The sequence below is a fragment of the Bradyrhizobium sp. 63_E2_N1_3 genome (assembly GCF_052076005.1).
Lineage (GTDB): Bacteria > Pseudomonadota > Alphaproteobacteria > Rhizobiales > Xanthobacteraceae > Bradyrhizobium > Bradyrhizobium barranii.
This window is the reverse complement of sequence record NZ_CP197235.1, coordinates 4939499-4964150: the sequence shown is the minus strand read 5'-3', so window position 1 is coordinate 4964150 and position 24652 is coordinate 4939499. Positions and strand designations below refer to the sequence as shown.

The 24652-nt window shown below is 60.9% G+C and carries 36 protein-coding genes; 22 read left to right on the top strand and 14 right to left on the bottom strand.

What is annotated here, in order from left to right; all coding sequences use genetic code 11:
• Positions 1–23: 23 nt before the first annotated feature.
• Genes AB7531_RS23810 through AB7531_RS23800 form a run of 3 tightly spaced genes read right to left on the bottom strand, consistent with a single transcriptional unit; the run spans position 24 to position 2952 of the window.
• Positions 24–1382 (bottom strand): TRAP transporter large permease, encoded by a 1359-nt coding sequence (locus AB7531_RS23810; RefSeq protein ID WP_063983437.1) that lies wholly within the window; start codon positions 1380–1382, stop codon positions 24–26.
• Positions 1379–1933, bottom strand: coding sequence for a TRAP transporter small permease (locus AB7531_RS23805; protein WP_063983436.1), 555 nt, complete (start codon positions 1931–1933; stop codon positions 1379–1381). The genes AB7531_RS23810 and AB7531_RS23805 overlap by 4 nt, the downstream gene beginning before the upstream one ends.
• Positions 1930–2952 carry a TRAP transporter substrate-binding protein gene (locus AB7531_RS23800; RefSeq protein ID WP_063983435.1) on the bottom strand — a complete coding sequence of 341 codons (1023 nt, stop codon included), beginning with the start codon at positions 2950–2952 and terminating at the stop codon, positions 1930–1932. The genes AB7531_RS23805 and AB7531_RS23800 overlap by 4 nt, the downstream gene beginning before the upstream one ends.
• Positions 2953–3249: 297 nt before the next feature.
• On the opposite strand from AB7531_RS23800, the gene AB7531_RS23795 reads away from it, so the two are divergent.
• On the top strand, positions 3250–3492 hold the full coding sequence (locus AB7531_RS23795; RefSeq protein ID WP_028150975.1) for a pentapeptide MXKDX repeat protein: 243 nt from the start codon (positions 3250–3252) through the stop codon (positions 3490–3492).
• Between the two features lie 137 nt (positions 3493–3629).
• Here the strand turns inward: AB7531_RS23795 and AB7531_RS23790 are convergent, their stop codons facing one another.
• On the bottom strand, positions 3630–3977 hold the full coding sequence (locus tag AB7531_RS23790) for a DUF6481 family protein (protein WP_071914157.1): 348 nt from the start codon (positions 3975–3977) through the stop codon (positions 3630–3632).
• A gap of 263 nt (positions 3978–4240) precedes the next feature.
• On the opposite strand from AB7531_RS23790, the gene AB7531_RS23785 reads away from it, so the two are divergent.
• The 3 genes from AB7531_RS23785 to AB7531_RS23775 all read left to right on the top strand — a co-directional run bounded on the left by AB7531_RS23785 (position 4241) and on the right by AB7531_RS23775 (position 5732).
• Positions 4241–4468, top strand: a complete 228-nt coding sequence (locus AB7531_RS23785) for a hypothetical protein (protein ID WP_028150973.1) — start codon at positions 4241–4243, stop codon at positions 4466–4468.
• 70 nt (positions 4469–4538) lie between these two features.
• Positions 4539–4775, top strand: coding sequence for a hypothetical protein (locus tag AB7531_RS23780; RefSeq protein WP_063983433.1), 237 nt, complete (start codon positions 4539–4541; stop codon positions 4773–4775).
• Between the two features lie 174 nt (positions 4776–4949).
• Positions 4950–5732 (top strand): hypothetical protein, encoded by a 783-nt coding sequence (locus AB7531_RS23775; protein ID WP_247310434.1) that lies wholly within the window; start codon positions 4950–4952, stop codon positions 5730–5732.
• A 100-nt stretch (positions 5733–5832) separates the two neighbouring features.
• Here AB7531_RS23775 and AB7531_RS23770 read toward each other — a convergent pair whose 3' ends face one another.
• Positions 5833–5991 (bottom strand): hypothetical protein, encoded by a 159-nt coding sequence (locus AB7531_RS23770; protein ID WP_028161343.1) that lies wholly within the window; start codon positions 5989–5991, stop codon positions 5833–5835.
• Positions 5992–6179: 188 nt separating this feature from the next.
• Here AB7531_RS23770 and AB7531_RS23765 point away from each other — a divergent pair, with 188 nt between their 5' ends.
• Together AB7531_RS23765 and AB7531_RS23760 are read left to right on the top strand one after the other, a co-directional pair.
• Positions 6180–6332: a hypothetical protein gene (locus AB7531_RS23765; RefSeq protein WP_014495428.1), complete on the top strand. Its 153-nt coding sequence runs from the start codon at positions 6180–6182 to the stop codon at positions 6330–6332.
• A 267-nt stretch (positions 6333–6599) separates the two neighbouring features.
• Positions 6600–6818 carry a hypothetical protein gene (locus tag AB7531_RS23760; RefSeq protein WP_063983431.1) on the top strand — a complete coding sequence of 73 codons (219 nt, stop codon included), beginning with the start codon at positions 6600–6602 and terminating at the stop codon, positions 6816–6818.
• 147 nt (positions 6819–6965) lie between these two features.
• Here the strand turns inward: AB7531_RS23760 and AB7531_RS23755 are convergent, their stop codons facing one another.
• A complete protein-coding gene (locus tag AB7531_RS23755) occupies positions 6966–7220 on the bottom strand; it encodes a hypothetical protein (RefSeq protein WP_063983430.1) in 255 nt (84 codons plus the stop codon).
• A 501-nt stretch (positions 7221–7721) separates the two neighbouring features.
• Between AB7531_RS23755 and AB7531_RS23750 the strand changes: the two genes are divergently transcribed.
• The 8 genes from AB7531_RS23750 to AB7531_RS23715 all read left to right on the top strand — a co-directional run bounded on the left by AB7531_RS23750 (position 7722) and on the right by AB7531_RS23715 (position 13649).
• Positions 7722–8129, top strand: a complete 408-nt coding sequence (locus AB7531_RS23750) for a hypothetical protein (RefSeq protein WP_441280140.1) — start codon at positions 7722–7724, stop codon at positions 8127–8129.
• Complete coding sequence (locus AB7531_RS23745) at positions 8123–8377, top strand: hypothetical protein (protein WP_441280139.1); 255 nt, start codon at positions 8123–8125, stop codon at positions 8375–8377. The genes AB7531_RS23750 and AB7531_RS23745 overlap by 7 nt, the downstream gene beginning before the upstream one ends.
• Positions 8361–9944, top strand: coding sequence for a phage/plasmid primase, P4 family (locus tag AB7531_RS23740; RefSeq protein ID WP_441280138.1), 1584 nt, complete (start codon positions 8361–8363; stop codon positions 9942–9944). The genes AB7531_RS23745 and AB7531_RS23740 overlap by 17 nt, the downstream gene beginning before the upstream one ends.
• A 165-nt stretch (positions 9945–10109) precedes the next feature.
• Positions 10110–10976, top strand: coding sequence for a bifunctional DNA primase/polymerase (locus AB7531_RS23735; protein WP_441280137.1), 867 nt, complete (start codon positions 10110–10112; stop codon positions 10974–10976).
• Between the two features lie 140 nt (positions 10977–11116).
• Positions 11117–11446: a P27 family phage terminase small subunit gene (locus tag AB7531_RS23730; protein WP_231141940.1), complete on the top strand. Its 330-nt coding sequence runs from the start codon at positions 11117–11119 to the stop codon at positions 11444–11446.
• A 264-nt stretch (positions 11447–11710) separates the two neighbouring features.
• Entirely contained in the window at positions 11711–12007 is a 297-nt protein-coding gene (locus tag AB7531_RS23725; RefSeq protein ID WP_283016494.1) for a hypothetical protein, read from the top strand.
• Between the two features lie 44 nt (positions 12008–12051).
• Complete coding sequence (locus AB7531_RS23720; RefSeq protein ID WP_441280136.1) at positions 12052–13002, top strand: hypothetical protein; 951 nt, start codon at positions 12052–12054, stop codon at positions 13000–13002.
• 182 nt (positions 13003–13184) lie between these two features.
• Positions 13185–13649, top strand: coding sequence for a hypothetical protein (locus AB7531_RS23715; RefSeq protein ID WP_441280135.1), 465 nt, complete (start codon positions 13185–13187; stop codon positions 13647–13649).
• Here AB7531_RS23715 and AB7531_RS23710 read toward each other — a convergent pair.
• The gene (locus AB7531_RS23710; RefSeq protein WP_441280134.1) at positions 13618–14097 is read right to left on the bottom strand and encodes a hypothetical protein; all 480 of its coding nucleotides are present in this window, start codon (positions 14095–14097) and stop codon (positions 13618–13620) included. The genes AB7531_RS23715 and AB7531_RS23710 overlap by 32 nt on opposite strands.
• 81 nt (positions 14098–14178) lie before the next feature.
• Between AB7531_RS23710 and AB7531_RS23705 the strand changes: the two genes are divergently transcribed.
• The gene (locus AB7531_RS23705) at positions 14179–14961 is read left to right on the top strand and encodes a hypothetical protein (protein WP_441280133.1); all 783 of its coding nucleotides are present in this window, start codon (positions 14179–14181) and stop codon (positions 14959–14961) included.
• Between the two features lie 2 nt (positions 14962–14963).
• On the top strand, positions 14964–15152 hold the full coding sequence (locus AB7531_RS23700) for a hypothetical protein (protein ID WP_441280132.1): 189 nt from the start codon (positions 14964–14966) through the stop codon (positions 15150–15152).
• 207 nt (positions 15153–15359) lie between these two features.
• Here the strand turns inward: AB7531_RS23700 and AB7531_RS23695 are convergent, their stop codons facing one another.
• Positions 15360–15551, bottom strand: coding sequence for a hypothetical protein (locus tag AB7531_RS23695; RefSeq protein ID WP_441280131.1), 192 nt, complete (start codon positions 15549–15551; stop codon positions 15360–15362).
• 65 nt (positions 15552–15616) lie between these two features.
• Here AB7531_RS23695 and AB7531_RS23690 point away from each other — a divergent pair, with 65 nt between their 5' ends.
• Both AB7531_RS23690 and AB7531_RS23685 read left to right on the top strand, forming a co-directional pair.
• A complete protein-coding gene (locus AB7531_RS23690) occupies positions 15617–15787 on the top strand; it encodes a hypothetical protein (RefSeq protein WP_441280130.1) in 171 nt (56 codons plus the stop codon).
• Positions 15784–17499 (top strand): hypothetical protein, encoded by a 1716-nt coding sequence (locus AB7531_RS23685; protein WP_441280129.1) that lies wholly within the window; start codon positions 15784–15786, stop codon positions 17497–17499. The genes AB7531_RS23690 and AB7531_RS23685 overlap by 4 nt, the downstream gene beginning before the upstream one ends.
• Positions 17500–18105: 606 nt before the next feature.
• Here AB7531_RS23685 and AB7531_RS23680 read toward each other — a convergent pair.
• The 6 genes from AB7531_RS23680 to AB7531_RS23655 form a co-directional block, all read right to left on the bottom strand.
• Positions 18106–18690 carry an AbiU2 domain-containing protein gene (locus AB7531_RS23680; protein WP_441280128.1) on the bottom strand — a complete coding sequence of 195 codons (585 nt, stop codon included), beginning with the start codon at positions 18688–18690 and terminating at the stop codon, positions 18106–18108.
• A gap of 3 nt (positions 18691–18693) precedes the next feature.
• Entirely contained in the window at positions 18694–19443 is a 750-nt protein-coding gene (locus tag AB7531_RS23675; RefSeq protein ID WP_441280127.1) for a hypothetical protein, read from the bottom strand.
• 201 nt (positions 19444–19644) lie between these two features.
• A complete protein-coding gene (locus tag AB7531_RS23670) occupies positions 19645–20145 on the bottom strand; it encodes a hypothetical protein (protein WP_441280126.1) in 501 nt (166 codons plus the stop codon).
• 45 nt (positions 20146–20190) lie between these two features.
• Positions 20191–20691, bottom strand: a complete 501-nt coding sequence (locus AB7531_RS23665) for a hypothetical protein (protein WP_441280125.1) — start codon at positions 20689–20691, stop codon at positions 20191–20193.
• Positions 20692–20753: 62 nt separating this feature from the next.
• The gene (locus tag AB7531_RS23660) at positions 20754–21344 is read right to left on the bottom strand and encodes a hypothetical protein (RefSeq protein WP_441280124.1); all 591 of its coding nucleotides are present in this window, start codon (positions 21342–21344) and stop codon (positions 20754–20756) included.
• Between the two features lie 120 nt (positions 21345–21464).
• Complete coding sequence (locus tag AB7531_RS23655) at positions 21465–21677, bottom strand: helix-turn-helix domain-containing protein (RefSeq protein ID WP_441280123.1); 213 nt, start codon at positions 21675–21677, stop codon at positions 21465–21467.
• Between the two features lie 137 nt (positions 21678–21814).
• Between AB7531_RS23655 and AB7531_RS23650 the strand changes: the two genes are divergently transcribed.
• The 4 genes from AB7531_RS23650 to AB7531_RS23635 all read left to right on the top strand — a co-directional run bounded on the left by AB7531_RS23650 (position 21815) and on the right by AB7531_RS23635 (position 24383).
• The gene (locus AB7531_RS23650) at positions 21815–22282 is read left to right on the top strand and encodes a hypothetical protein (RefSeq protein WP_441280122.1); all 468 of its coding nucleotides are present in this window, start codon (positions 21815–21817) and stop codon (positions 22280–22282) included.
• A 163-nt stretch (positions 22283–22445) separates the two neighbouring features.
• Positions 22446–22706 (top strand): helix-turn-helix transcriptional regulator, encoded by a 261-nt coding sequence (locus tag AB7531_RS23645; RefSeq protein ID WP_441280121.1) that lies wholly within the window; start codon positions 22446–22448, stop codon positions 22704–22706.
• 68 nt (positions 22707–22774) lie between these two features.
• Entirely contained in the window at positions 22775–23830 is a 1056-nt protein-coding gene (locus AB7531_RS23640) for a tyrosine-type recombinase/integrase (protein ID WP_441280120.1), read from the top strand.
• 304 nt (positions 23831–24134) lie between these two features.
• A complete protein-coding gene (locus AB7531_RS23635) occupies positions 24135–24383 on the top strand; it encodes a hypothetical protein (protein WP_441280119.1) in 249 nt (82 codons plus the stop codon).
• Positions 24384–24652 lie beyond the last annotated feature (269 nt).

Sequence of the window (24652 nt, the reverse complement as noted above, 5' to 3'; positions counted from 1 at the left end):
GCTTTGCCCACCCTACGGCAGCATCATCTGCTCCCGTCCGGCCCCATCACCAGGTCCGGCAGCCCGGTCGAGATTCCCGGGAAGAAGCACAGCAGCAGCACCGCGAGCATCATCAGCAGCACGAAGGGCAGGGTGCCCCAGATCACCTCGCGCAGGGGAATGTCCGGCGCGACGTTGCGGATGACGAAGATGTTGAGGCCGACCGGCGGATGGATCAGCCCCATCTCCATCACGATGGTCATGACTACGCCGAACCAGATGATGTCGAAATTGGCGGCGCGGAGCGGCGGCAGGATGATCGGCGCGGTCATGAGAATAATGGAGACCGGCGGCAGGAAGAAGCCGAGCACGACGACCATGACGAGGATCGCGAACAGCAGCTCCCAGCGCGGCAGGTGCATCGCGACGATGGATTCGGCGACCGATTGCGAGATGTGCAGATAGCTCATCACGTAGGAATAGAGCAGCGACATGCCGATGATCATCATCAGCATGGTCGATTCCCGGATCGTCGACTTCAAGATCGGGGCGAGGTCGCTCGGCCGCCAGACGCTGTAGATCGCCGCGATCAGCGCCAGCGCGAGCAGGCCGCCGAGGCCGGCGGTTTCCGACGGCGTCGCGTAGCCGCCATAGAGCGCGATCATGACGCCGGTGAGCAGCAGCACGAAGGGGATTACGCGCGGCAGCACGCTGAAGCGTTCGGCCAGCGTGTATTCGTCGCGGGCCAGGATCGCAGCCTCAGGCCCGCCTTTCTCAAAGATCGCCTGCGCCGCGGCATATTCCTGGCGGAAGCGGATCACCGCATAGGCGCCGAACAGGGACACCAGCAGCAGGCCGGGCCCGATGCCGGCGAGGAAGAGACGGCCGAGCGATTTTTCCGCGGCGACCGCGAACAGGATCATCGTGATCGAGGGCGGCAGCAGAATGCCGAGCGTGCCGCCGGCCGCGATGATGCCGGCGGCAAATCCGCCGGAATAGCCGCGCTTGCGCATCTCGGGGATGCCGGCCGATCCGATCGCCGAGCAGGTCGCGGGGCTGGAGCCCGCCATCGCCGCAAACAGCGCACAGGCGAACACGTTGGCGACGCCGAGGCCGCCGGGGACGCGATGCAGCCAGGCATGGAGGGCCGAATAGAGATCCTGGCCGGCGCGCGATTTGCCGATCGCGGCGCCCTTCAGGATGAAGAGCGGGATCGACAGCAGCGTGATCGAGGCCATTTCCTCGTAGACGTTCTGCGTCACCGTATCCAGGGACGCGGCCGGCATGTAGATGCCCATGAACACGACCGCGACCGCGCCGAGCGCGAACGCGATCGGCATGCCTGAAAACATCACGACCAGCGTCGCGATACCGTAGGCGAGGCCGATACCGAAAACGCTCATGGACGCCTGGCTCCTGCGAAAGGCAGCGCAAGCTGCACGAGGATCTGGATGCAGAGCAGGCTCATCCCGAGCGCCATCAGCGAATAGGGAATGGCGAGCGGCGGCGACCACATCGAGTTCGAGACCTGGCCGTCGACATAGGCTTCATGGGTCAGCGTCCAGGACTTCCAGGCGAAAAAGGCGCAGAACAGGAACGTCGCGGCATCGACCAGCCAGAGCCTGATCCGGTTCGCGAGCGGCGACAGCAGGCCGACAAAGGCCTCGATGCCGATATGGCCGCGGTTCTGCTGCACATAGGCCGCCGTCATGAAGGTGGCGCCGACCAGGAGGAATACGGCGGCCTCGTCCTGCCAGTAATTGGCGGCCTTGAACAGAGCGCGGCTGAGCACGCTGTAGCTCAGGATGGCGCAAGCCGCGATCAGCGCGATCGCTGCGAACACGACGATGATGGTGTTGAGGACGGCGAGACCGCGATCGATCGCCGCCGCAAGGCCGGTCCCTGCGGCAGCGTTCGCCTGGTCGTCACGATCCGGAAGCGGACCGTGGCTCATGCGCCGACGTCGGAGGCGAGCTTGAGCAGGTTGGCGGCGGTCGCGGTCTTGGCGCCGTAATCCTTCCACGCGGTGTCGCGGGCGATGTCGCGCCATTTGCCGACGGTGGCGGCATCGAGCGCACTGACCTTGGCGCCGGCCTTCTCGTAGACCTTGGCGACCTCGACGTCGTCGTCCTGCGCGCCCTTGCGGCCGAAGGCTTCGAGCTCGGTGCCGACCGCGAGCAGGACGTCCTGCTGGTTCTTCGGCAGCTTGTCGAAGATCGCCTTCGACATCATCAGCGGCTCGAGCATGAACCAGTAGGAGGCACCCGCACCGGAGGTCAGCGACTTCGCGACCTCTTCGAGCCGGAACGAGATCAGGCTGGTCGAGGAGGTGATGCCGGCATCGCAGGCGCCGGTCTGCATCGCCGCGTAGATTTCGTTCGACGGCACCGAGAGCACCGAGGCGCCGGCGGTCTGGAGCACCATGTCCATTTCGCGCGAGCCGCCGCGCACCTTCATGCCCTTGGCATCTTCAGGGGCGACGATCGGTTTGGAGCGGCTGGCGACGCCGCCGGCCTGCCACACCCAGGTGAGCAGGATGATGCCCTTGTCGGCGAGGAAGTCAGTCAGCGCCTTGCCGACCGGCGCCTTCTTCCAGCGCATGCCCTGGTCGTAGGTGGTCACGAGGCCCGGCATCAGGCCGATATTGGTCTCCGGCAGCTCACCACCGGCGTAAGGCATCGGATAGAGGCTGATGTCGAGCGCGCCCTTGCGCATCGCGGAGAACTGCGCGTTGGTCTTGATCAGCGAGGAGTTCGGATAGATTTCAGCGGCGATGTCGCCTTTGCTGCGCTTGGCGACTTCAGCCGCGAACATGCGGCAAAGCCGGTCGCGGAAGTCGCCCTTGTCGATGGTCCCTCCCGGGAATTGATGCGAGATCTTCAGCGTGGTCGCGGCATGCGCGGTACCAGTGCCGAAGCGAAGAATGGCGGGTGCGGCGACGGCGGTCGCGATCAGATGACGGCGCGTGAGCATGGTGTATCCCCTTGGACGGCCCTTGGCCGGTTCTTGTTTGGTGTGAGGTGGGCTGGGTCCTTGAGACCAGCGCATAGGTCCATCCTAGCCGGTCTCTCACCCAATATTCTCTCATCTGATAGTTCGAGACCGAATGCCGGGGCAAGTGCCGGCCTTGCTGCAGTGCACACGGAACATCCTCGCAGCCGGCCCGCAGAAATTTTGTCAGTGGGCGCGTAACAACGCCAGCGGGCAATCCGTCGAGATCAGATAGCGGCGTCCGTCGCTGACAAACACCATCTCGAAGGGAAATCACTCATGACCATTCGCACCCGCATCGTGCTCGGCGTCTCGGCTGCCGCTCTGTCGCTTGGCCTCGCGCTGTCGCCGGCCGCTTTTGCCCAGGACAAGATGGGCAAGGACGACGGCATGATGAAGAAGGACACGATGTCCAAGGACGGCATGAAGAAGGACACCATGTCCAAGGACGACGGCATGAAGAAGGACCACATGTCGAAGGACGGGATGAAGAAAGACGACGGGATGATGAAGAAGAACTGATCTTCCGCCGTCGTCGCGGCGTCTGCGAAGGCAGCCGCGCGCTTGGAAGTCCGAGGGCGGTCACATGGACCGCCCCCAGCGATGTTTCAGTTCAACTTCACTTGAACGCGACGTGAGTTGAACGTGACTTGCGAACGTTACTTCCGCTTAGCCTTTCGGGCAGCGTAGCGGGCGTCGCGCTTGGCCTTTTGCTCGGCCTCGACTTCAGCCTGCTTGGCGATCGCTTCTTCCGCTTCGCGGGCGATACGCGCGGCTTCGGCCGCTGCAGCTTCTTCCGCAATACGCTTCTGCTCGGCCTTCTCGGCTTCGCGCGCGGCCTTTGCCTCTGCGCGCTTGGCCGCGAGCGCCTCGCGCTCAGCACGACGTGCCGCCACGGCCGGATCATCCAGCCCGGGCTGCGACTTGAATTTGTTCAAAAGATTTTTGCGCGCTTCCTGCGCCGCCTTTTGCCGGTCTGAAAACCCGGGTTCCCTAAATCCACTCACGGGCCTTGCCTTCCTCGCTTTCAATCCTACATCGGTGACTGTTGGTACGTCGGCTGGGCATAGCAGGCACCACGCGACGCAGAAGCGTGTACATCGGCGCGCGTCGCGAAGCCACCCATAATCGCAGCCGATCAGGTAGACGAAAAATCGCCACCCCCGACGATCTCTCGTAGCCCCGAAAAACTGCCGAATTGTGATGTCCTTCATAGAGGACCACACGGAGCGGCGCCTAGCGTCCGCCCGGTACGAGACGGAGCACGGGCATGATGATCTCAAGACTGAGCCCGAAGGCGCTCGCAATCGCCGTCGCGGTGGTCGCCTTGGCTGGCGTCGCACTGTTGCTTGCCCGCCCGAAGCCGATCGAAAGTGCCGTCCTCGGCGCGGATTGGGAATGCACCCAGACCGCATTCTTGCTGACGACCTGCGCACCGCGGGCCACACCGGCGGTCGAAACCTCGCGCAAGGATGCGATCCGGCAGACCCGGGGCTGAACGATCGACCGGGATGTGACGCGACGTCGCAGAGGTGGTAAAGCCGGTTCACCCCTGCGATCGGCCAGTCATGTCCAAGTCTGAGTCCAAGTCTGAGTCCAAGCCCGAACCGGGCAAAAAGCCCAAATCCCTCGCAAAACCTCAATCCGGCGACAACCGTCGCGGCGCGATTGCCGGATTGGTCATCGCGCTCGTGATCCTCGGTGTCGGCTGGTGGCTCGCCCGCGATCTCACCGCGGCCAGCAAGATGCAGGACTGCCTGATGTCGGGGCGGACCAACTGCAATGTGATCGAGCCGGCGCGCTAGAACGGTTCCGCCGCGCCCCCCGGGGCCGAAAATTGCCGTGATCTTAATCATTTGTAACGGGACTTAGCCGACCAAAGCAGGTCAGTTATGTCCGCCGGCATCAGCCAGGCGCGAGGCGAATCGTCTATCGCGCTAGGCACCACGGCAATCGCGAGAGTAGGGGGTTAAGCACGCATGAGTGCGTCCAGCCGCATGAAGATCATTATTCCCTTGGTTTCGGCCATGTCCCTTGTCGCGCTGTCGGCGCAGGCACAGGACTCATTGCCGCCAAGACCCCAGGCCCAGACGCCTGCGGGGCCCGGCGCGGGCGCGCCGCCCCAGAACAATCAGAACATGCGCAAGGGCCCCCCGCCGCAGCAGGCGGCCCGGCCCGCGCAACAGCCCGGCGGCCAGCCCCACGCCGGCGGCCCCGGTCCCGGCCCACACGGAGCAGGCGGCCCGCCGCCCGGACGCAATTACGCCAGGGGCCCCGCACCGGAGCGCGACTGGGGCGGACACGCCTATCGCGGCAATCGCGCCTGGGATGGCGGGCGCTGGCGCCACGAGGTCCGCAACGGCCGCTCCGGCTGGTGGTGGGACGTCGGCGGCGTCTGGTACTATTATCCGCAGCGGATGGCCGGCCCGCCAGCCTACATCTCCGAGGATTACTTCGACGACATGCCGGTGGCCTATGCTCCGGCGCCGCCTCCCGTCGCCTACGAACCGCCGCCGCCTCCGCCACCGGCTGATCCCGGCGCAAGCGCACTTGGCGGCGCCATCGTCGGCGGCGTGCTGGGCGGCCTGATCTCGGGCAACGCCTCGGGCGCGGCCGCGGGTGCCGTGATCGGCGGCGCCACCGGCGCGATCGCCGGCGCCACGGCTGCCTCGCGGCCCGGCTATTATTTCGCCCAGGGCAATTGCTACTACCGCTATCCGAGCGGCCAGTATGTGCAGGCCGATCCTCGCGCGTGTTACTGAGGCTTCAGGCAAGGTCTGAAACAAGGAGGCGGGCGCAGGCCCGCCTCTTTTTGTCTGGGCAACGTATTGCTTGCTGAAGCGATACTGATCGCTTCGCGCGTCACACCAGCCAGTTGAAGAACGCGATCGCGGCCCAGACCAGGCCTGCGATCCAGGCCAGCATCACGATACCGATGGTGGCAAGAAACGTGGCGCCGAACAGGTCGGGCCTTGCGCGTCGCGTTGGGACGTGAGCCTCGGCTGCTGCTTCCTGTGTCATGATGGACCACCCATGCCCTCTCGCGGTGGTGCGAGCGGTTGAGTTCTGTTTAGCCGAGACGCCGGTTGCAGGCTGTGACGCACTTCACAGATGCGTCAGGGTGGGTTCGGACGACGCGAAGCCACCCCGCATTCATACGGACGAAATTGCCATCGGTCCGTCCATATCGGTCGGTTAGGTTCGGCCTCATGTGCCCCAAGTACGACCCACAGCACGAAGCCGAGGCGGCGATGAAGCGGGCCGCGGCGTCCGCCGACGGCGCCGACCGGCAGAGACTGATCCAACTGGCTCTGGCCTGGCATCAGCTCGCCCGCGACCGGCGCGACGAGCAGACGGACTAATCGCATCCTCGGCGAGATCTCGCGTCAATGGCCGGCCGAGGTCGGGACGCTGGTTGGCCTGCATGAGAAAGCCCCGTGCTCGGGGGGACAAGCACGGGGCCCTTCAAAGCCGACCGGGGCTGGCGGGTCGGCACCACTCCATTTCGTTGCAGCCAACGTGCTGGTCGTGATCTCGTTCGCGGCGCTACGCATTTCGTCGCGCCGTGGTTCGCTGCGACTGGCGTTGCGCGGTTAGGAACATCCGTTCCCCGTCGACGTTGGCCGGCTATGACAGACCCCGAATTGCGCGCGCAGTCTTTCGAGATCGCCTGGAAATATCTCGACCAATCCGGCCTGCTCACCGGTGAGCCCAATGATTCAGCCCGCTTCATCCTGAACAGGATCGACCGGTTGATGCTGCGCGGCGAGCGGCGCAGGCTGCTGCTGTCGAACGCCGCGATCGATGCGTACCGATTGCGGCCCGTGCTCGTGACCTCGGATGCATGAACGAACCGAGCCAGCGAAACGCGGCATTAATGAATGCGCGCTGCCGATTTTTGCGATGACGATTCGTGCTTTTGGAACGAAGCGGAGTCGGACCGTGAACAAAAGAAAGGGCGCTTAGGCGTCGGCTGATCTGGTGCTGCGCCTGACTCAATCGATCGCCAGGCAGTGCTCCAAATGTGGCTCCGAGTCCGCCTTCTGGCGGCTTGGACGCGCCCAGGCCTGAATAGCGAAGGCGAGTTGATGCTGACTGGCCGCCGCGTCCGCAATGGAAGCCCGCGCCGTCTCGATGCGCCGTGTGATCACGCTGGAGTTCACGACGCCAGCGTCGATTGCCAAATACGACATCGCGATCACGGCAACCGCAGATGCGATAGCCATTCTCGTCCACTCGGTTGGCAGCATCGAATTCCCTATCGGGCGCACGTCGCCCGGCGCATAGATAGGGTTCGTCTGTCCGGTTCAAAGACCGGGGCGAGGGTACCCACGTATTCGTGAAGTAGTGAGGATCGGTAACTGTGCGTCCGTCACGTCGATCAAGCGGCACCGAAATTCCGGCAGCGCGAATCGAAATCGTCCACGGGATCGACGAGAACAGCGAGGCTCTTGAAGACGTCTCCGGTGAGCGGGCGGCCGATACCGCAAGTCGGCTCCATCGGCTTCGTCAATCCAGTGATGAATGGCGATCCCAGCAGGACTGATTGAAATCAATTGTCTCAATGGCTTGACGGCAGGGTTAGGCAATTTTTCTGCCATTGTTTCCCATGGAGAAATTCGAAGATTGCCTAACCTCGGGCGGTGATGCAGCCATGGCAGAATGCGCCCGCCCAAGAGCGCCGCCCGGTATGCCCACCGAGCGGCGTTTTCTTTTGTGCACACTTTGCGTCCACGACAACCATATTTGTCATGGGCATCAAAACCACCAAACTCAAGAACGGCACGCGGGTTGTTCGGGCGACCAAGGCCGTACCGGCTCCAACTTCTCGAGTGTGCGCGGCACCGCTCATAATAACCCGCCGGTCGGCGCCCCTGTTGTTTGCGCGCGCCGCCCGTATTTGTCTGTGTATCGCATTTAGCGTTTTTGCTTGCCGAGCCTACTACCCTTTGTACGCCGACCATTCGGAGGAGGAGACCATGCAGATGCAGCAACAATCAGATCAGCGGCGGGGGGCTGAGCCGAACGATCATTATTGGCTGACGATGCCGAGTCCGGATCGCATCCACTTGTTCAACGAGTACGCGATGACGCTGCCCGATAATCTCAGCGTGCGACAGGTCCAGGCGGCCATGCTGAAGAGGTTTCCGATATGGTGAAGATGCTATCTGCGAGGCGAACACATGACAGCAGCGTCATCTGTTACGCCAATGTAGCTCTAAGCGACGACATAGCGGCCTTCAACGTAAAGATCACCGCCGACAAGATGCCTGGCCGCTACCGGGCGCACGCGCCCAACTCGGCCGGCGGGCGGGTGGTTACCTTCTCGGCCAAGCTGGCGCAGGAGATTGCCGAGGCCGCAATTCAGTACATAGAGGGAGCATCCGCCCATGAGCGCACAGCCTAAATTTAACGAAGAAGCGCAGACATTTTCCGGTAACAACGCGCACGCTAACGACAACGCTCAGACCAGCGACAACAAGATCCTCCTCGACTACAAGCGCGACCACGGGGGTACCTTAAGCAGGCACAATGGCGTGGTTACGCTAATCGGATGCCGTGTCGGCGATGATGTCGGCAATGCGACTGTGCATGACGGCGCGGCCGTGTTCGCGCCGACTGAGCAGCCCATCGCTGTGGTCGACGGCGCCGTCATCCACCTCTCCGAAAGCGACCTTGCTGCCGTACTGGTGCGGCGCAATCAACTTGCCCTCCGGTACGACTGCGACCGCGGGAAGTGGTTTAAGTGGTCCGGCGCGCATTGGTTGGAAACAAAGCCCGGAGCCGTGCTGCACGAAGCCCGCATCCTCGCCCACACCGCGTCGACCGGAAAAAAAACGAAGGAACTGATTGCTGCGCGCAAAGCAAGTTTCATTCGCGGCATCGAAACATTAGCCCAGAAGGAACCGCCCATGCCCACTTCAATTTCAGAGTGGGATGCGGACGATTATTTGCTTGGGACTCCGGGTGGGACAGTCGATCTGAGAACCGGCGCACTTCGGCCCGCTGATCAAGACGACATGATTACGAAGCTCACCGCGGTTGCGCCTGCAGATAACGAAGACTGCCCGCGGTGGATCGCTTTCCTTAACGAGGCCACAAGCGGCGACAGTGAGCTTATCGGGTTTCTTAAGCGCTGGTTCGGCTATTGCCTGACGGGTGATACGCGGGAGCACGCCCTGGTCTTTGTATTCGGTCCAAGTGGGACAGGAAAGTCCAGATTCATAGCCATCATGGAATATGTTCTCAACAACTACGCGACGACGGCTGGAATGGAGGTGTTCACCGCGTCAAAGTTCGATCGGCACACTACTGAGTTGGCGCGGCTTGCCGGTGCGAGACTTGTGACGGCCAGTGAAACCGAAGAAGGGAAGGCGTGGGACGAGGCAAGGGTGAAGCAGCTTACTGGTGGGGACAGGATCGCGGCTCGCTTCATGCGGCAGGACAACTTCGAATTCGTGCCGCGGTTCAAGCTGTCGATCGTTGGAAACCATATGCCGCGCGTGAAACGCGTATCCGACGCAATGCAGCGCCGGCTCAATGTCGTGCCATTCTCGATCAAACCTGCCGTCGTCGATCAGGACCTTCCCGCGAAGCTGGAGGCCGAAGCAGCCGGAATTTTGCGTTGGGCGATCAATGGTTGCTTGGATTGGCAGCGGGTCGGGTTAGGCAGGCCCTCTAAGGTAAAGGATGCGAATGCCGACTACTTCGAAAGCCAAGACACAATTTCTCAATGGTTGGAGGAGTGTTGCCGCGTCGAAAAGGACAACAAGTATCTCAAGGCTACGCGGAGTGATCTCTTCACGTCGTGGAAGAATTATGCAGAAGCGGCGAACGAGTATGCCGGGAAGCAAAGTGACCTGTTTGAACACCTAAGGCGGGAAGGATTTAGGGAATACAGGGTGGCGCTCGGTAGAGGTTTCAGCGGGCTACAAATCAAAAATGAGCACCCAGCCCGGTACGAAGGCGAATGACACTTAGCAGGTGTCACCTTTCCGCGGCCTAACTCATTGAAATTAAACACAGTGACACCTAGTGACACCTGAAACGTATCTATCGCCCTACACGCGCGTGTGTGGAAGCTCATACGTAAAACGGAGTCATTGGGTGTCATGGTGTCACTGAATAGAGATGTTGCCATGAGCATTGAACTAGCTCTCTCCCTCGCCGCCACAGGTACACTCGTCTTCCCGTGCAAGCCCGAGAACAAACGGCCCCATACCAGCAACGGCTTTAAAGCCGCGTCCGTCTTCCCACATGTGATTCAGCGTTGGTGGTCGGACTGGCCCGACGCGCTTGTCGGCATGCCGACCGGAGAGCGTACGAACTGCTGGGTGCTGGACGTGGATCCGCGTCATGGTGGCGATGTCGGCCTCGCAAGCCTGCCGCCCTTGCCGCTAACGCGCACTGTGCGCACCCGCAGCGGCGGGCAGCACCTTTACTGGCGGCGTGTAGCTGGCTTGGGCAATTCGCCTGGACGTCTGCCGCCTGGCCTAGATGTACGCGGTGATGGCCGTGGCTACGTCATTGCGGCCGGCAATCCTGGTTACACGCTGGAGCGCGACCTGCCACCCACCGAGGCGCCGGAATGGCTGTTGGCCATGGTCCGCCCGCCCCCGTACGTTCCGCGACCGAGCCAGCCATACCAGCCGCAAAGCCACGACGCCTACGTCACCAGCGCGGTGCAATCCGAGCTAGACTCGCTGTCGCGCTGCCCGGCAGGCAGTAGAGGGTACCAGCTCAACACCAGCTCGTTCCGGCTCGGGACGCTCATCGGCGCTGGTGCGTTAGACCGTGCTGATGCCGAGCAAGGCCTGCTCGACGCTGCGCACGGATGTGGGCTGCTAGCGGTCGACGGTGAGCGTGCCTGCCGAGCGGTAATCAAACGCGGGCTGGATGCAGGCACCAGACAGCCGCGCGCACTGCCGGAGCGGGACGATACACCGTTGGTGGACGTGACGAAGCTGTTGCGGAAGGCCAAAGCAAAGGCATCAGGGTACGGGTAGGTCAGAAGTTGCCAGCCCACCGCCTGCCGACCGGCCGCATCCTGCAACGCGCGTGGGGGGTGCCCCGGTTCAAGTGGTTGCGACCCCATTTCGACCTATCGACAACCCCATCACAACCTAATTTCAAAGGAATTCAAACCATGACGCACGTCATCCCTAAACACCTAGCACCGCCAACTCGGCGCTGGATTAAACAAATTCTGGCTGATTTCGACCTCGAATCCTTTCATTTTCGCCTGCTGGTGAAGGCCGGCGAGGCTTGGGACCGATCTGAACAAGCGCGCGAGGCCGTCGCGGCCGATGGAATCACCGTGCCGGACCGGTATGGCGTCCTGAAAGCGCATCCAGCCGTGGCCATCGAGCGCGATTCACGGTTGGCTTTCGCCCGGTTGCTGCGCGAGTTGGCGTTGGATGCTGCCGCGCCAGATAGCCGACCGCCCCGGACAGCTGATTACGGAGCGCGACGCTGAGATGCCCGTACGCAAGCGGAAGGATAGACGCAAGCAGGCTGCCGGCACGCTGGAGAACTGGGAATGTGCGCTCGAAATGGGCTGGCCGTGCACGGGCGACCTGTGGGGCATCTGCGAACTCGACGCGAGTAGCTACCCGGACAGAGAGGCGGCCCGCAAAGCCTGGCGACTTTACGGCGCGGAGATCATGGCACGCTGGCACGCCGAGCACCCCAACGGATCGAGGTATAGCGTTTGGGCGCTCGACGAATTTGGAGAACCCTGATGCCGCCACGACCAAAACGAGACAAGCGCAGCAACGCGACCCGGGTCTCTCCCGAGGCCGTTGCCATATTTCGGCAGGGCATCGACATGTTGCGTGGCCCGCATGACCGCGCCGAGCTGCGCGACCTGAAAATCACCCTCGCCGCAGCACTTGGCCGCTCGAAGTTCGCCGCCAACCCGCTGGATCCCAATCCACGCTCATTGATCGGATGCGACCGCGAGCCGCCGGCGGTCGTACTGGATATTCAGCGGCTCCTGCTGCGGGCTATCGGCGAAAGAGCGATGCCCGTTTCGTAAACCCGCGACCAACAGCACACAGCATCACCGTCACAGGAGGGCAGATGCCCGCACACGCAAACGACAACAGCCACCACACCGCACCGATCATCACTAGGCTCCGCCGCGCCGGCAGGCGCGATGACCTGGCGAACTTGCTCAGCTACGATCGACCTGTGCAGACAGACTTGTACCCGGATAATGACAACCAGCTGTCCCGCGATATGGGCGTCGACAGCGTACACGAAATCCGCCCGACGCCTGGCGAGATCGCCCGCGCGGGTATCGACGGCCTGCGCTTCAACAAGAAAGGCCAGATCACGCATTGGCGCCGAGCCGATTCTGCCGGCAATCCCGTGCTGGATAAGAATGGCCGCGAACAGTGGTTCGAAGCGTTCGAGCGATATGCGCAGCCGAAGGGCAAACGCCGGAAAACCCGCGCGGAGCAGGACGAGGAGGGGGCAGCCTACCTTGCTATCCCGGCGACGGGCAGTTTCCCGGAACGGTCGAGATATGTAGAACGCGGTAGTTCTGGCGAGGACTATCGCCGCCAGTGCGCCGCGAAATGGGTCGATGCCATGGGCGAGTTCTGCGACACCCGCCGTCGCGAGATCGATCGCATGGGGCTCGGTGGCGGGAAGTCATTTGAGGAGGCGTGGGCGAGTGCAGGCCTTTATCCAGCTTGCCGCTTGCCACAGTATCAGACAGGCATCGCAATGGGCGTGAACTGGCTCGGCGGCAAGACGCGGCGGAATGCCCGTGCAACGCCCGGCAGTTTCGTCGGCGCCCCTGACGCCGCTGAAAACGCGAACGTTGCCGCCATGGATGCGCCGAAGATGGATGCCGCCCTCGGGGACCATGTAGCGGTGCTACACGAGGCCCTGGACGGCATGTCAGCCCGTCAGATCGCCAGCAAGCGTGGATGGGGCAACAGCAAAGGCGCCGAGCAGCGCGCGGTGCGAGCACAGGATAGGGCGCTGGCGGCGCTTGCTGAGGTGCAAAAGCAGGCTGCCTAATTATTTGATCCCGCATACTGCCTCCGCCCGCTGTCGGAAGGTTCGTATATGAAGGCCACAATTTTTGGCCGACGTTACGTGCAAAACTTGGCGCGCCGGCCATCACCCGGCGCACCTCTTTTGCCGGCGTAGTGCCGTGAGCCGTGTTTCATTTCATCTCTCATAACTAGGATTGCAAAACAATGCGCAAACGTCGCGCTGTCCAGGTCGTCGCGCGGCGCCTCGGGCTGAACTTTAACCGAGTCGCAGCGCTGGTCCAGCGTGTCAGCGAAGCGGGCTTGCTACCCGTGACGACTGGCAGCACGCGGCCAGATCTATCCCACCGGCAACTCGCCACGCTGTTACTGGCTGCCATCGCCGACAATGGCCTGGGAAACGCGCCGGCCACGGTCCGGGAGGTTTCCGCGCTTACCGCCGGCGCACTGCGTTTCGATGATTGGCTTGAATCCGCAATTGCCGGGCGTGTGAACGCCGCTCCGATCCTGTCTGTCGTGCTTCAACTCGATCCGGCAGCCGTTACCGTGTTGACCAGCGCCACGCAGTTGGAATTCGGCCAGTCCGTCCGCGCGGCAACCACTCGCGTCACCGCAATCAGTGGCGAGGCACTCCGCGCAATCATCGAGGATTTTCAGAATGGCGTGGGGTAAAATCGCCCGTTGGAATTACGCGAGATCGTTCGGTTTTGTCGAATACGACTATCCTCCCGGCGAAGCCGTGTTCATTCACGCGTCCGTGCTGCAGCATGCCGGCATCGAGCCATGCGACGGCGTTCCCGTCGAATTCGAAACCGAAGTCCACAGCGGCAAACTTCGCGTTAAATGGGCGAAGCGACTTCGAACGTGGGACGAGCCCGAGCCCGAAGAGGATGCTGAGGACGATCCGCAGCGAAAAATCGCGGGCCGGATCGTGCACGTCAATGACGCGAAACGTTACGTCTTCGTTGCGCGCGATGACAGGCGCGGCGTTCGCGTTTTCTGTCGGCTCGGGGACCTTCAGCGTGCCAGCGTGCCCGCCGCAATCGGGACGCGCGTCCTTTTTGAAGTCGGCGAGCGCGACGGCCGCCCGGTCGTCGTGGCAATAGAGCACAACGTCCACGCCGACCACTAAACCCGTCGACCATACCCTCCACTTACCAACCATCCTGCGCCACGCGTGGCGCATCTGGGAGTAAATCAATTGGCAAAACAATCCGAACCCACCCTGATCGAACGCATCCGCGCTGTGCATCCGAAATATGCGGCGCTGCTGGAAAAGCAGCGCGAGCTCCTGGATAGACAGGACGCGCTTTATCTCGATCTGAACGACAGCGCGCCGCAAACCCTTGTGCGCGCCGTTGATGCTGCCGGTGAGGAACGCGTCACGCTGAAGGCAGGCAAGATAAGCCTGGCGGAAACTGCGCGCCGGTCTGTTCTGGGCTGGGTCGCGCAACTGCCCAAACCGAAACCGCAGCCGGTTGTGCGGCACGAGGGTGCAGTTGCGTTGGTCGGCGAACTGCTGAGCCCGCAGCCAGAGCATGAAATCAACCCGCCGCCGCTCCCGCCGAATTGGCCCGATGAGTCGCGCTACAAGGAAATTGGCCGGGAGTTGGAGAGCATCGCAGAGGCGCTGAAACTTCTTGCGCCTGAGTTGACGCGGGCGCGTCGAGAATATTCCAAACTGGTGGTGGCAGAGCGCGCGCCTGATTATCAGAAGCTCGTGGAGACCGTCGTCGATGCTTCGCGCCAGCTTGGTGACGCCGTGCTGGCCGCTCACGAATTCGTCGATCAGGCGCGCCTTGACGGCATCGAGCGGCGCTATCTGAAGCCGCTTTTGATGACGGAATTCGGCGACCTGACTGAGCAATATTCCCCGCTGCGCTCAATTATCGAACGCGCAATCGAGTTAGGTCACGTAGCCGCCGGCAAGAGGCCGGACTGGAAGCTGCCGGCAAGCCATGAATTGATTTATTCCGGAGTCTGAACATGACGAAGAAGAAGGACGGCCGCGCTGAACTTCGCGGTCTGATTGCTAAGCTGGACGCGGTATGCAAGGCCGACGTAGCCAAGCACAGAAAGCCAGCCAGCCGCAGCGCGCGTTTGCGGGAGGCCGAAGCCCAGGTGAAGGCTGCGAAGCCGCGCGATCAGCGGTTGGTTTGGAAAGAGATGGAGTAACGCCGCGCGCCGCGTTCCTCGTCGGCGATGGCAGTGGGCGGGCGCGTTCGGGGAACAGCGCGTCCGCCCCCAACCAATTCTTTGCAACAATATGAGATTATATTATGCGTGACATTTCAAACGACATTTGCCGGCCGAGGTCGTGCTCGGGATTCGGGCGCATCTGCTGACTGAGCTCGGGGAGGAGCGCCTGTAGTTGCGCCAGCGCTACTGCGTGCTGAGTGACACGCCAAGAACAAATGCTTTGACAGCAGTCGCACCCGGCGTCCGCTTCAACGTCTTTGCAATCTTTGTGACACCGGCCTTCTGCTTTGCGAGTGACCTCAGCGTCTTCACATCGTCTTTCGTCCACGCGCGACGAACAGTCTTCTTTTTCTTGACCAAGGAAATTTCCTTCATTTGCTTTCGTGGCGGCTTTTAGCACGCGGCGATGGCGATGCAAGGCGCAGCACTAAGGGCCACAAATGAAATTGAATCTCGGCAACCTACCGCCCGAACTCACCGAACCGCCGCCCCAAGCTCGCGGCTGGATCGCCTTCCAACCATCCACCGGCAAGGTCTGGCGCAGGGTCGACGGCGTGTGGCTGCGAATTGAAGAAGCGCTGGCGCGCATCGAAGCAAGGAAATCAAAGTGACCGCACTCTCTTCATACTCCACCGGCACCGTCGCAGTATCGGCAGACGGCACCGTTGTGACCGGCGCTGGTCCGCTTTGGTCGAGCGCCGGCAACGTTAAGCCAGGCGATCTTTTCCAGAGCGGTCATTTCCTCGCCACGATCACCGACGTAACCGACGACACGCATCTTGTCATTACGCCGTGGCCTGGCTCGACGATTAGTGGCGCCGCCTATGTGGTTTGGAAGGTGTCGCAACAGCGCATCGTCGGTGAGACCTACGCGCGCTCGGTTGATCAGCTTGTTAGCGCAATGGACACGAGCGGCTTTTTCGTTTTCGTGAACGTCAACCAGACCGTGCCGGATCCTTCCCTCGGCGACGACGGCCAATATGCGTTCCAGCCGACGACCGGAAAGACGTGGGCGAAGGTTGGCGGCGTATGGTACTATCTCGGAATCTATAAAGGGCTCCAATTCAGAGGCGCTTACGACAACGCCGCAACGTATTCCTACGGCGACGTGCAGACGACGTCGGGATCGTCGTACATCTACACCAACGCCACGCCGAGTGCCGGCCATGCCGCCCCGAACGTGACCTATTGGCAATTGCTAGCCGGTGTTGGAGCGACCGGCAGCACCGGCCCGAGCCCGCTGCTACCCATAGCAGCCTGGATGACGGCGACCGCCTATGTTGTCGGGCCTCCGGCAAGTTTCGTGTCAAGCGGTGGGTCGTCCTACATGTGTCTCGTGCCTCACACGGCGGGCACATTTGCCACCGATCTAGCGGCAGGAAAGTGGGGTCTCGTTGCGCAGAAAGGCGCGGGCGATCTGTCGAGTGCCAACAACCTGTCGGACGTGGCAAGCGCGGCGACTGCGGCTACAAATATCGGCGTGGTTCGTTACGCCGGTGCTCAGTCGCTCTCTTCATCTCAGAAGCAACAGGCTCAGTCGAACGTTGGCGTTCGCAAGGTGCTCACCGCGAACGCCACTTATGAGGTCAACGGGGCGACGGGAAACGACGCTAACGATGGGCTCACCACCGGCACGGCTTTCGCGACGCCACAGAAAGCAATGGATGTTATCGCAGCGCTCGACTGCTCGACCTTCGATGTTATGGTCAACGTCGCGAACAGTACGTATGGCGCGCTCGTCCTGAAGAGCTATCTAGGCTCCGGCGCGGTGACGTTCCAAGGCAACAACGCGACACCTTCAAACGTCGTTATCAGCAACTCATCCGGCGTCGCAATCTCCACCACCGCTGTCGGTGGACGGTTCACGATATCTGGTGCCCGTGTGCAGTCGTCGGTGGCGCAGGATGTTGCCGTCTCGTCGGCGACGAGCGTCACCCTCCAGAATATGGAGTACAATGGATCGAGCGCGAATTTTCGGATCTATGCGAACAGCGGCGGACTGCTGACTTGTGCCGGTGCCAATCACAAGGTGCTGACCGGAGGCATCGGCCTCTTTCTCGTCGGGGATGGGGCGGCGAAGCTCACCACCAGCAGCTCAACCTTTACCTTCGGTGCGAATGTCACGTACAGCGGGGCAACGTTCACAGCGCGCCGATTTGGCTACTGCGAGTGCCCTAGCATGACCTTCACGTTGGGTGGGTTTACCGTCACCGGCCAGCGGCACGCCCTCGCACAATGTTCCGGCACTGCCGGCGCTGGAGTGGCTACCTTCTTCCCCGGTACGGTAGGAGGTACCACCGACGCCACCAGCTTCTTTGGATAGATGGCTTCACCATGGCGGTAGGCGCCACACGAAAAGGCCGCAGCGGCGAACCCCTGCGGCCAGCCGGGTTAAAATGAAAACGTGAAATATTGAGTCCAGCCCCGGCGAGACAAAGCCTACAGCAGCCGAGCCGGCGTGCGGTGTCATCGAAGTCACACTTCGCAAAAAACTAAATAGGTCAGTTTTGCTGACTGAGGGAGGGCTCGCCGGGGCTGGCGAAAGCGAGCCCTCAACCTCAAATGCAAGGCCGCCGCCATCGCAGCGCGACAGTCTGCACCCGATCGCGTCAGATTGGTGGCAAACCAATATCGAATTCTGGCAGGTCGCTTCTGATCGAGAGTGAACCAGCCAGCCTTCCATCACCGCTGATGGCCTAAGCCAACCCCTAACACGAGCGCCTTCTGACGTAGCGCGCCAGCGGTGCGCTTGGTCATCTTGGATATTTTGACGACAGGCGTCCGCGCCTTTCAACCCGGCAAGAGGGTTGAGCCGGCACCGATTGATTGGTCAGTGTGGCGGGCGGAGCGCGCTGGTGCATCGTTGCCCCGATAAGGCCGGTAGCCGGTGGCGTTATCGGGGCGGCGCCAGATGCCGGTCCCTCACTTCCTAGCTCTTGTTGGCCAGTGCCGCCATCATGCTCTTCGCGTCTCTGGTAGGTAACTCGGTGAAATACTGTTTGGTGGCTCCTCGGAGTGCGGCCATTGCATTGAACAGTTTTAGCGCGACATCGGTCAGCTCGCGCAATTCGGCAGGAGACACCTTTGCTAAATCGAAAACATCATTGTAGGAAACTGCGCTGGTTCGATGGGCGAACGCGTTGTTGCGTAGAATGGCCACTTTCCCGGCTGCAGATTTGGCGGTCAGCATGAGCGCCGCGACCTCCGCTTCTTGCGAGCCCTGCAGATGGCCCGCGCCGGTCATGTCTCGGATCAAAGCTCCAAAGTTTATCGTGTCGCGCCTCTTTTCGAAGGCTCCTGCGATGTAAATGCAGTAGGTGAGAAGATATGCGTGCGGAGTGAACCGGAAAAACTCATTGTAGTCGCGCATGGTCTCGATGATGTGCTTTCTGGTGTCATCTAGTTCGAAGTAGGACCAGAGATCCAGAAACAGTCGCGCTCTCACGATATGCTGGCCAAGGCGATCGAGCCGCTGGTCAATCGATAGTTGATGCTGCGCTGTGCCTGTTGTCATAGCCTATCTCACAAGTGACCGATCAAAGCTGGCATTGATGGACAGATGCTTGCGATTGTCGGCCCAACTCAATTCGATCAGGTTACGAGTGCTTCCTGTGTTCACTCTGATGCGTCCTGGTCTGTATAGCCATTCACGCAGAATCGGGCTCTTGGAAACGACTGGAGCGGCTATCATGAGCACGAATTCTAATCCCAAAAAACTCGTCCATAAGCCTACGATTTCCTGTTTGGAGTCGCCGTACCACGGTTGAATCTGAATTCTTTTGTTATTGATGAAGCGGCTGCCCGGATGCATAACGAAGTATAATCCGGTGGCCTGCGGCCACGTCGATGGGTCCTCAATCATCTTCACGACATCGACGTCGCGCTGAAACAAGTCCGGCAATTTTACTCTGCCGCTCGCGAGATTTCCGGACGCCGCCATCGCCTTCAGCGTCTTAAGTAACCAACGCTCCAAATCGTGGCCCGACAGCAGCACTGGCTGTTCCGCCTCGCTCCTCTCTAGGCATCCTTTAAGAGCTGAAAAAAATAGTTTCGCGCAGTCATCGAGCGGATGGATGGCGCTGTTGTGTCCCCTGCATAGGCATTTCGCTGTCAGATTCCCGGGCGCCAGAGCTTTTGTTTCCCCGGCCTGGAGCCACGGCAAGCCGCCGACAGTAAATTCACCACCTGAGGACAAAATTTCGATGACGCTCTCGCTGATGATATGCTCCCGCGATATTGGCGCTTCGCAGTTGCCCAGCATTCGCATGTAGCATCGATCCAACGGCGGTGCAGGTCTCGGGAGCCGCAGCCGAAGAGAGGCTGGGGGCTTGTGCCAGCGGTCGCCGGAAAGGCAGCAGATGCCCGCGATCCGCCCGGACCGGCACCTGCAAGGGCTTCCTTTCTGTTGTTCGCGCTCCCTCTTTGCCTGAAGCATCAGCGAACGTTGTCGTCTGGTCACCGCCCGTGCTTATCCTTCGTCGTGCTCATAGTAGCCCTCAACGAGTTGATCCAGATCGATCTTCCTGATTGATGCTACGATCGATCGGTCTACTTTCCATATGCGTGGCTGCGCAAATTTCCAACGCAGACAGAGTTCTATCTGGCTTTCGGCACTAATGGCGTCGTACTCGCGAGGCCTAAAGATCGGGAGAACTGCCTCCGCACCTCCGTCTAGCGAGATGGTCGTATCGCCATCAAACATGGTTTGAAGCACGCCTTCTAACGATTGCCCTTTGGCGACGCGCATCTTCCTGTGGTCTCCGTCCTTCCACGAAACCAAAATGGGTCGATCACTGGGGTTTTTGAGATACAGGAAGGGGACTATCTGACGGCTGCCTGCCATGAGCGGTCTAGCGACGATGACAGCCACCGGGACGTGTTTAGCGTAACGATCCCAAAGCAAGAGGCTGATAGCCAGCAATCCGGAAGCGGCGCCGACGGCCTTGGCAATCTCGTAGAACGTATCCAATGTTGAACCTTTCGAATCGCTGATGGTAGCGCGAGGCAGGTCGAGTCAGCGGGCCGATCTGTATGACTTGATGAGCGACGGACAGTGGACGGAAAATTCGCGATCACCGCGAGGATCGTTAGCGCAGTAGACGCAATATGAGGCGGCGTTCTCGCCGCGATAGTCCGGATCAGATCCACCACTAAGCATAAGCGTTGCGAGATTTTGCCTTTTGTGGAAGATGAATCCTCGGGCACCGGCATAGCCGCCCATGCGGTTCTTCGAGTTGACCATTCCGCAAACCACTTCGCCCTCATCAGGCGTGGAGACCTTGAAAAGGTCGGTGTAACGCGCGGATTCGGGATCGGTGAGCTTGCGCACTAGCGCCGCCTTGGCATCAGCGAACTCGTCGGTGGGAGGTTTCTTGATCGCCGCCTTTGGTGCTTTGGCCGCTTTGTCGAAGCACGCCAGCCTGGCCTGTGTGTCAGCAATGGAAGTGCAGTCAGCCGCCCGAGCGGAATTGCCGCAAGCTGCAAGCAGCGCGAGCGCTGCGAAAAACATCTTCATGGAAAGGATCCCCAAACCCGCCGCAATTTTAGATCGCGGAGGGTGGTGGGGGCAACTATTCTTTAGCCGTCACCCGACATGGCCAGCCAGGCCGCTTCGCCCTCGGGGGTGATCCGATAGATTCTGTTTCCCCGCTGATCGTGGCCCGTGGCCTGAATGAAGCCATGGAGCAGGAGCCACAGCGCCGTTCTCGGCCAATGTGTGCTTAGGGCGATCGGCATCCCACGCGCCTCGAAACACAACTTCAGGGCATCCCTCTCTCTTTTGGAAATTGGCCGCGCTTTATTTGCCTTGTCGGTCTCGGCACAATCCGAGCGCAGGCGTTCACGAAGATTGAGAGGGCCGTTTAGCCGAACGTCTGACCGCACCAGAAAGTTGAGGGTGTCCTCGCAAATAGGTCGCTCGGGCGACAAATTCAGGCGCCCCACAGAAATTTCGGATTTCGCTGGTATGCGGCACAGCTCACGCATTCTCGAAATGGCCGCGAGGGTGGTGTAATCCTTGCCTGCAATACGCTCGACGACAAGTCGTCCCCGGACCGCCTCACGTCGCAATCCGCTTGCGGTCATGCCGCCGCCGGGAAAGGCGAGCTCGGCAGCCCTGCGCAGCCGTAGAGGGGCGTCCCGATCGATGAAGTTTGCAGGACCAGACATCGTCAGCCTCCACGATATGGAAACTCCGAGCGTCAAGACGATTCGTGTCGGGACAATGCCTGGCGCCCACATCCCTGTGGACGCGCGCAGCGCCCCTCATCGCGAAGCCCCACGAGGGCGTCAACGCTTCGCCAGCCTCACACCCGGCCCGCCGTCGATCGACTGGCCGTCGCTGAGGAAGATGACGCCGGCGACTTCGAGTGCAGCGCGGATATCGGCGACCGTCCGGGGCAACAGCTCATCACCGCGCTCTAGCCTAGTAATCGTGTTGGTGGACACCCCGGCGGCCTCAGCGACCTCGCGAACACCCAGGTTGAGGGCAGCGCGGGCCATTCGAGATTGAGAAGCGGAAATCACTGGTACCCCCAAAATCGTGTGGAACCGCTACACCGTAGCGAAAACGACTTGACGTAGCAATAGCCGTCGCTATGGTTACTGTGTAGCGATTCCGCTACAAAATGGTGGGTTCCATGGCATATACGAACAGTGAAACGCCGCGCTTGGGCAGTTTGGTCTCTATATTGGGTGGAGCAAAGCTGGGCTTTGTTGTTGGCTTTAGACGGGGCGGCTTCATTAAGGCTGCAACCGTTCATAAAGACGGACGGCGCGATACTGCTTATCATCTGTTGGAGTCGCTTAGCGAACCGGATCCCCACAACATCAGAGAGATGGTCCGCTTTTACGATACATGCGCTGGATTCTACGACGGCTCAGCGGGTGCGGAAGGCGACGTTGCGGGGTTGATCGAGAGTATTCGCGAACAGGTACTCGACCTAGCTTTAGCGGTCGGACAAGCGATTCAAGAGATGAGGCCACCCTATGATCGCGAGCGAATTCGGGTCTGCCTAGACTACGCTATGCGCACAGGTGTGTCGGCAGACCGCATCGCGCGGGAGCGCTTGAGGCTTGAGGCCACATGTGGGTCGGTCTGCTTATAAATGCCGGATGACGGGCGGGCTTTTTTCGGCATCGTCGCAGAAATTTACGGGTTTTGACTGGGATCCGCGCCGGTTCGATATATACTGTTTGTTGGCGCGCAATTCGCCCGGGAGGCGGTCTTTTTGGCCGTGTTAAGCTCGTAATTCATTCGGGGGGCGCGCCTTGCCCAACATCGCCAATGACAACCAACGCGTTGTGCCTCGCGGCCTGCGGCGAGTGGATGCTGCGCGGTACATCGGTGTTTCACCGAGCTACTTTGACCGGAAGCGCAAAGAGGGCGAGGTTCCACCACCCAAGGTGATCTTGGGCGTGGATGTATGGGACCGCAACGACCTCGACCGCCTGTTTGATTGTGCATCAGTCGCAAATGACAACGACGACTATTGGGACAAGGCATGCAACGGCGAAAGCCTAAATTCGTAAACGAGTACATCGATAGGCACGGCAAGCCTCGCGTATATCTGCGACGACCGGGCAGGGCGCAAGTCGCATTGCCCGCGCCGCTGTACACGCCAGAATTCTGGACGGCCTATCGTGCGGCCATGAGCACGGACGAACCGATGCCAGAGGTGCGGCGTGTCAAGGTCGGCAGCATAGCGGCGGCCGTGCGCGGCTATTATGGCTCGACTGAATTCAAGGTGCTGGCTGAAACGACAAAGGCCACCTATCGCGGCGTTCTGGACCGCTTCGTTGATAAGCACGGCGAAGGGCCGATTGCTGGCCTTCAGCCAAAACACATCAATAAGCTGATTGACGAGATGGCCGATACGCCATCCGCCGCGAGCAACTTCCGGAAGCGGCTTAAAGGTCTGATGGACTATGCCGTGTCGGCCGGGATGCGCAGTGATAATCCGGTGGTAGTCGCCAAGCGGGTCAAGCTGAAAACCACTGGTCATCGAACCTGGACTGAGGAAGATATCTCCGCATTCCGCAAGCGGCACAACATTGGCACACCGCTGCGGCTTGCAATGGAGGTGCTGTTGCACACCGGGCTGCGCCGCAGCGATGCGGTACGGCTGGGGTGGAAGCATCTCACCAAGGACGGCTTCGTCATCAGCACAAAGAAGAGCCAGGGCCATGTTGAGTTGTGCATTCCGGTGCATAGCGACCTGGCGCGCTATATCGCTGATTGTCCGAAGGATGGCCCGGCCTTCATCGCAACCATGTACGGCCGCGCTCGCAGCGAGAAAGCGTTCTCCACGTGGATTAGCGAAGCGGCATGCGACGCTGGCCTTCCTGCGAAGTCTTCGCCACACGGCGTGCGCAAGGCCGCGTGCCGTCGTTTGGCCGAGGCTGGATGCAGCGCGCTCGAAATCATGAGCATCACTGGCCACACCGATATTCGCGAAATCGAGCGCTACTGCCGCGAAGCTGCGCGCAAGAAACTCGCAGTTGCCGCGATGACGAAACTTGAAGGCGGGTTTGATATCCGACTGCCTAACCCACCGGACGAGTTAGGCAAAAACGACGATAACTTATTGAAATCATTGACTGCAAAATCAGAATGGCGATCCCAGCAGGACTCGAACCTGCAACCCGCGGAGTAGAAAGCGTTTAGCCAGGCGGCGAAACCGGCTTGTGCTTCAACGGCATAAGCAGCTCGGGCGGCTCGGTTCGGGAATTATTTCGGGGCGGTGTTCCGACAGGCTCCGAGCCACGCGAGGGGGGGAGAAGCTGTGATAGGTCGGATAGCTTCGCAAGGTCGCACTACGTGCCGGGCGGCCGTGCCCCCACCGGATGTTCGGATTAACGCGGAGACGACCGCTGTTTGCCGGTGACTGGTTCTCATCTCTGGGTTGACCCAATTGTGGGTTGTGGTACGGGACACTTCCCGTGGGGGGAGGACATGGAATGCGCGACGTGGTTATCGGCTTCTATTCTGGCGTTCTTCGAAAGTTGTTAGATGATGGGGCAATCGCGCTTTCCGACAGTGTTCTCATCGTCTGCGCCGGCCCTCAGGATGAACAAGTCGTTAGAGATCTCGGGTCTCGGGACTGCACCCTAACCAACCTTGATCCCCGCGCCGCCAGCAGCCACCAAGACGCCGAAAACCTCAGCTATGACGACGGCTCATACATCCTTGGATCAAATAATCCTTAGGAGCTTGTTCAGAACGATCGTGGGCTCGGGCTGTTGGCTGAAGGCCCGACAGCACGAGCACGCATCAGCTCGGTATCTCTTTGCGATACCACGCGATGCCAAAGCGTCGGCCTTCAGCAGCCGACTCAGCGCCGGGCCAACCGACTTGAGCGTAAGGGATGCCAGTGGCGCGCGTGTTTTGCCGCGCGAAAATAGAGCGTGTACTCATAATTCGGAGACGCCTTTTGACGTCCGCTGTGCCCCTGATAGCGGCGCGTAAGCAGAACGTC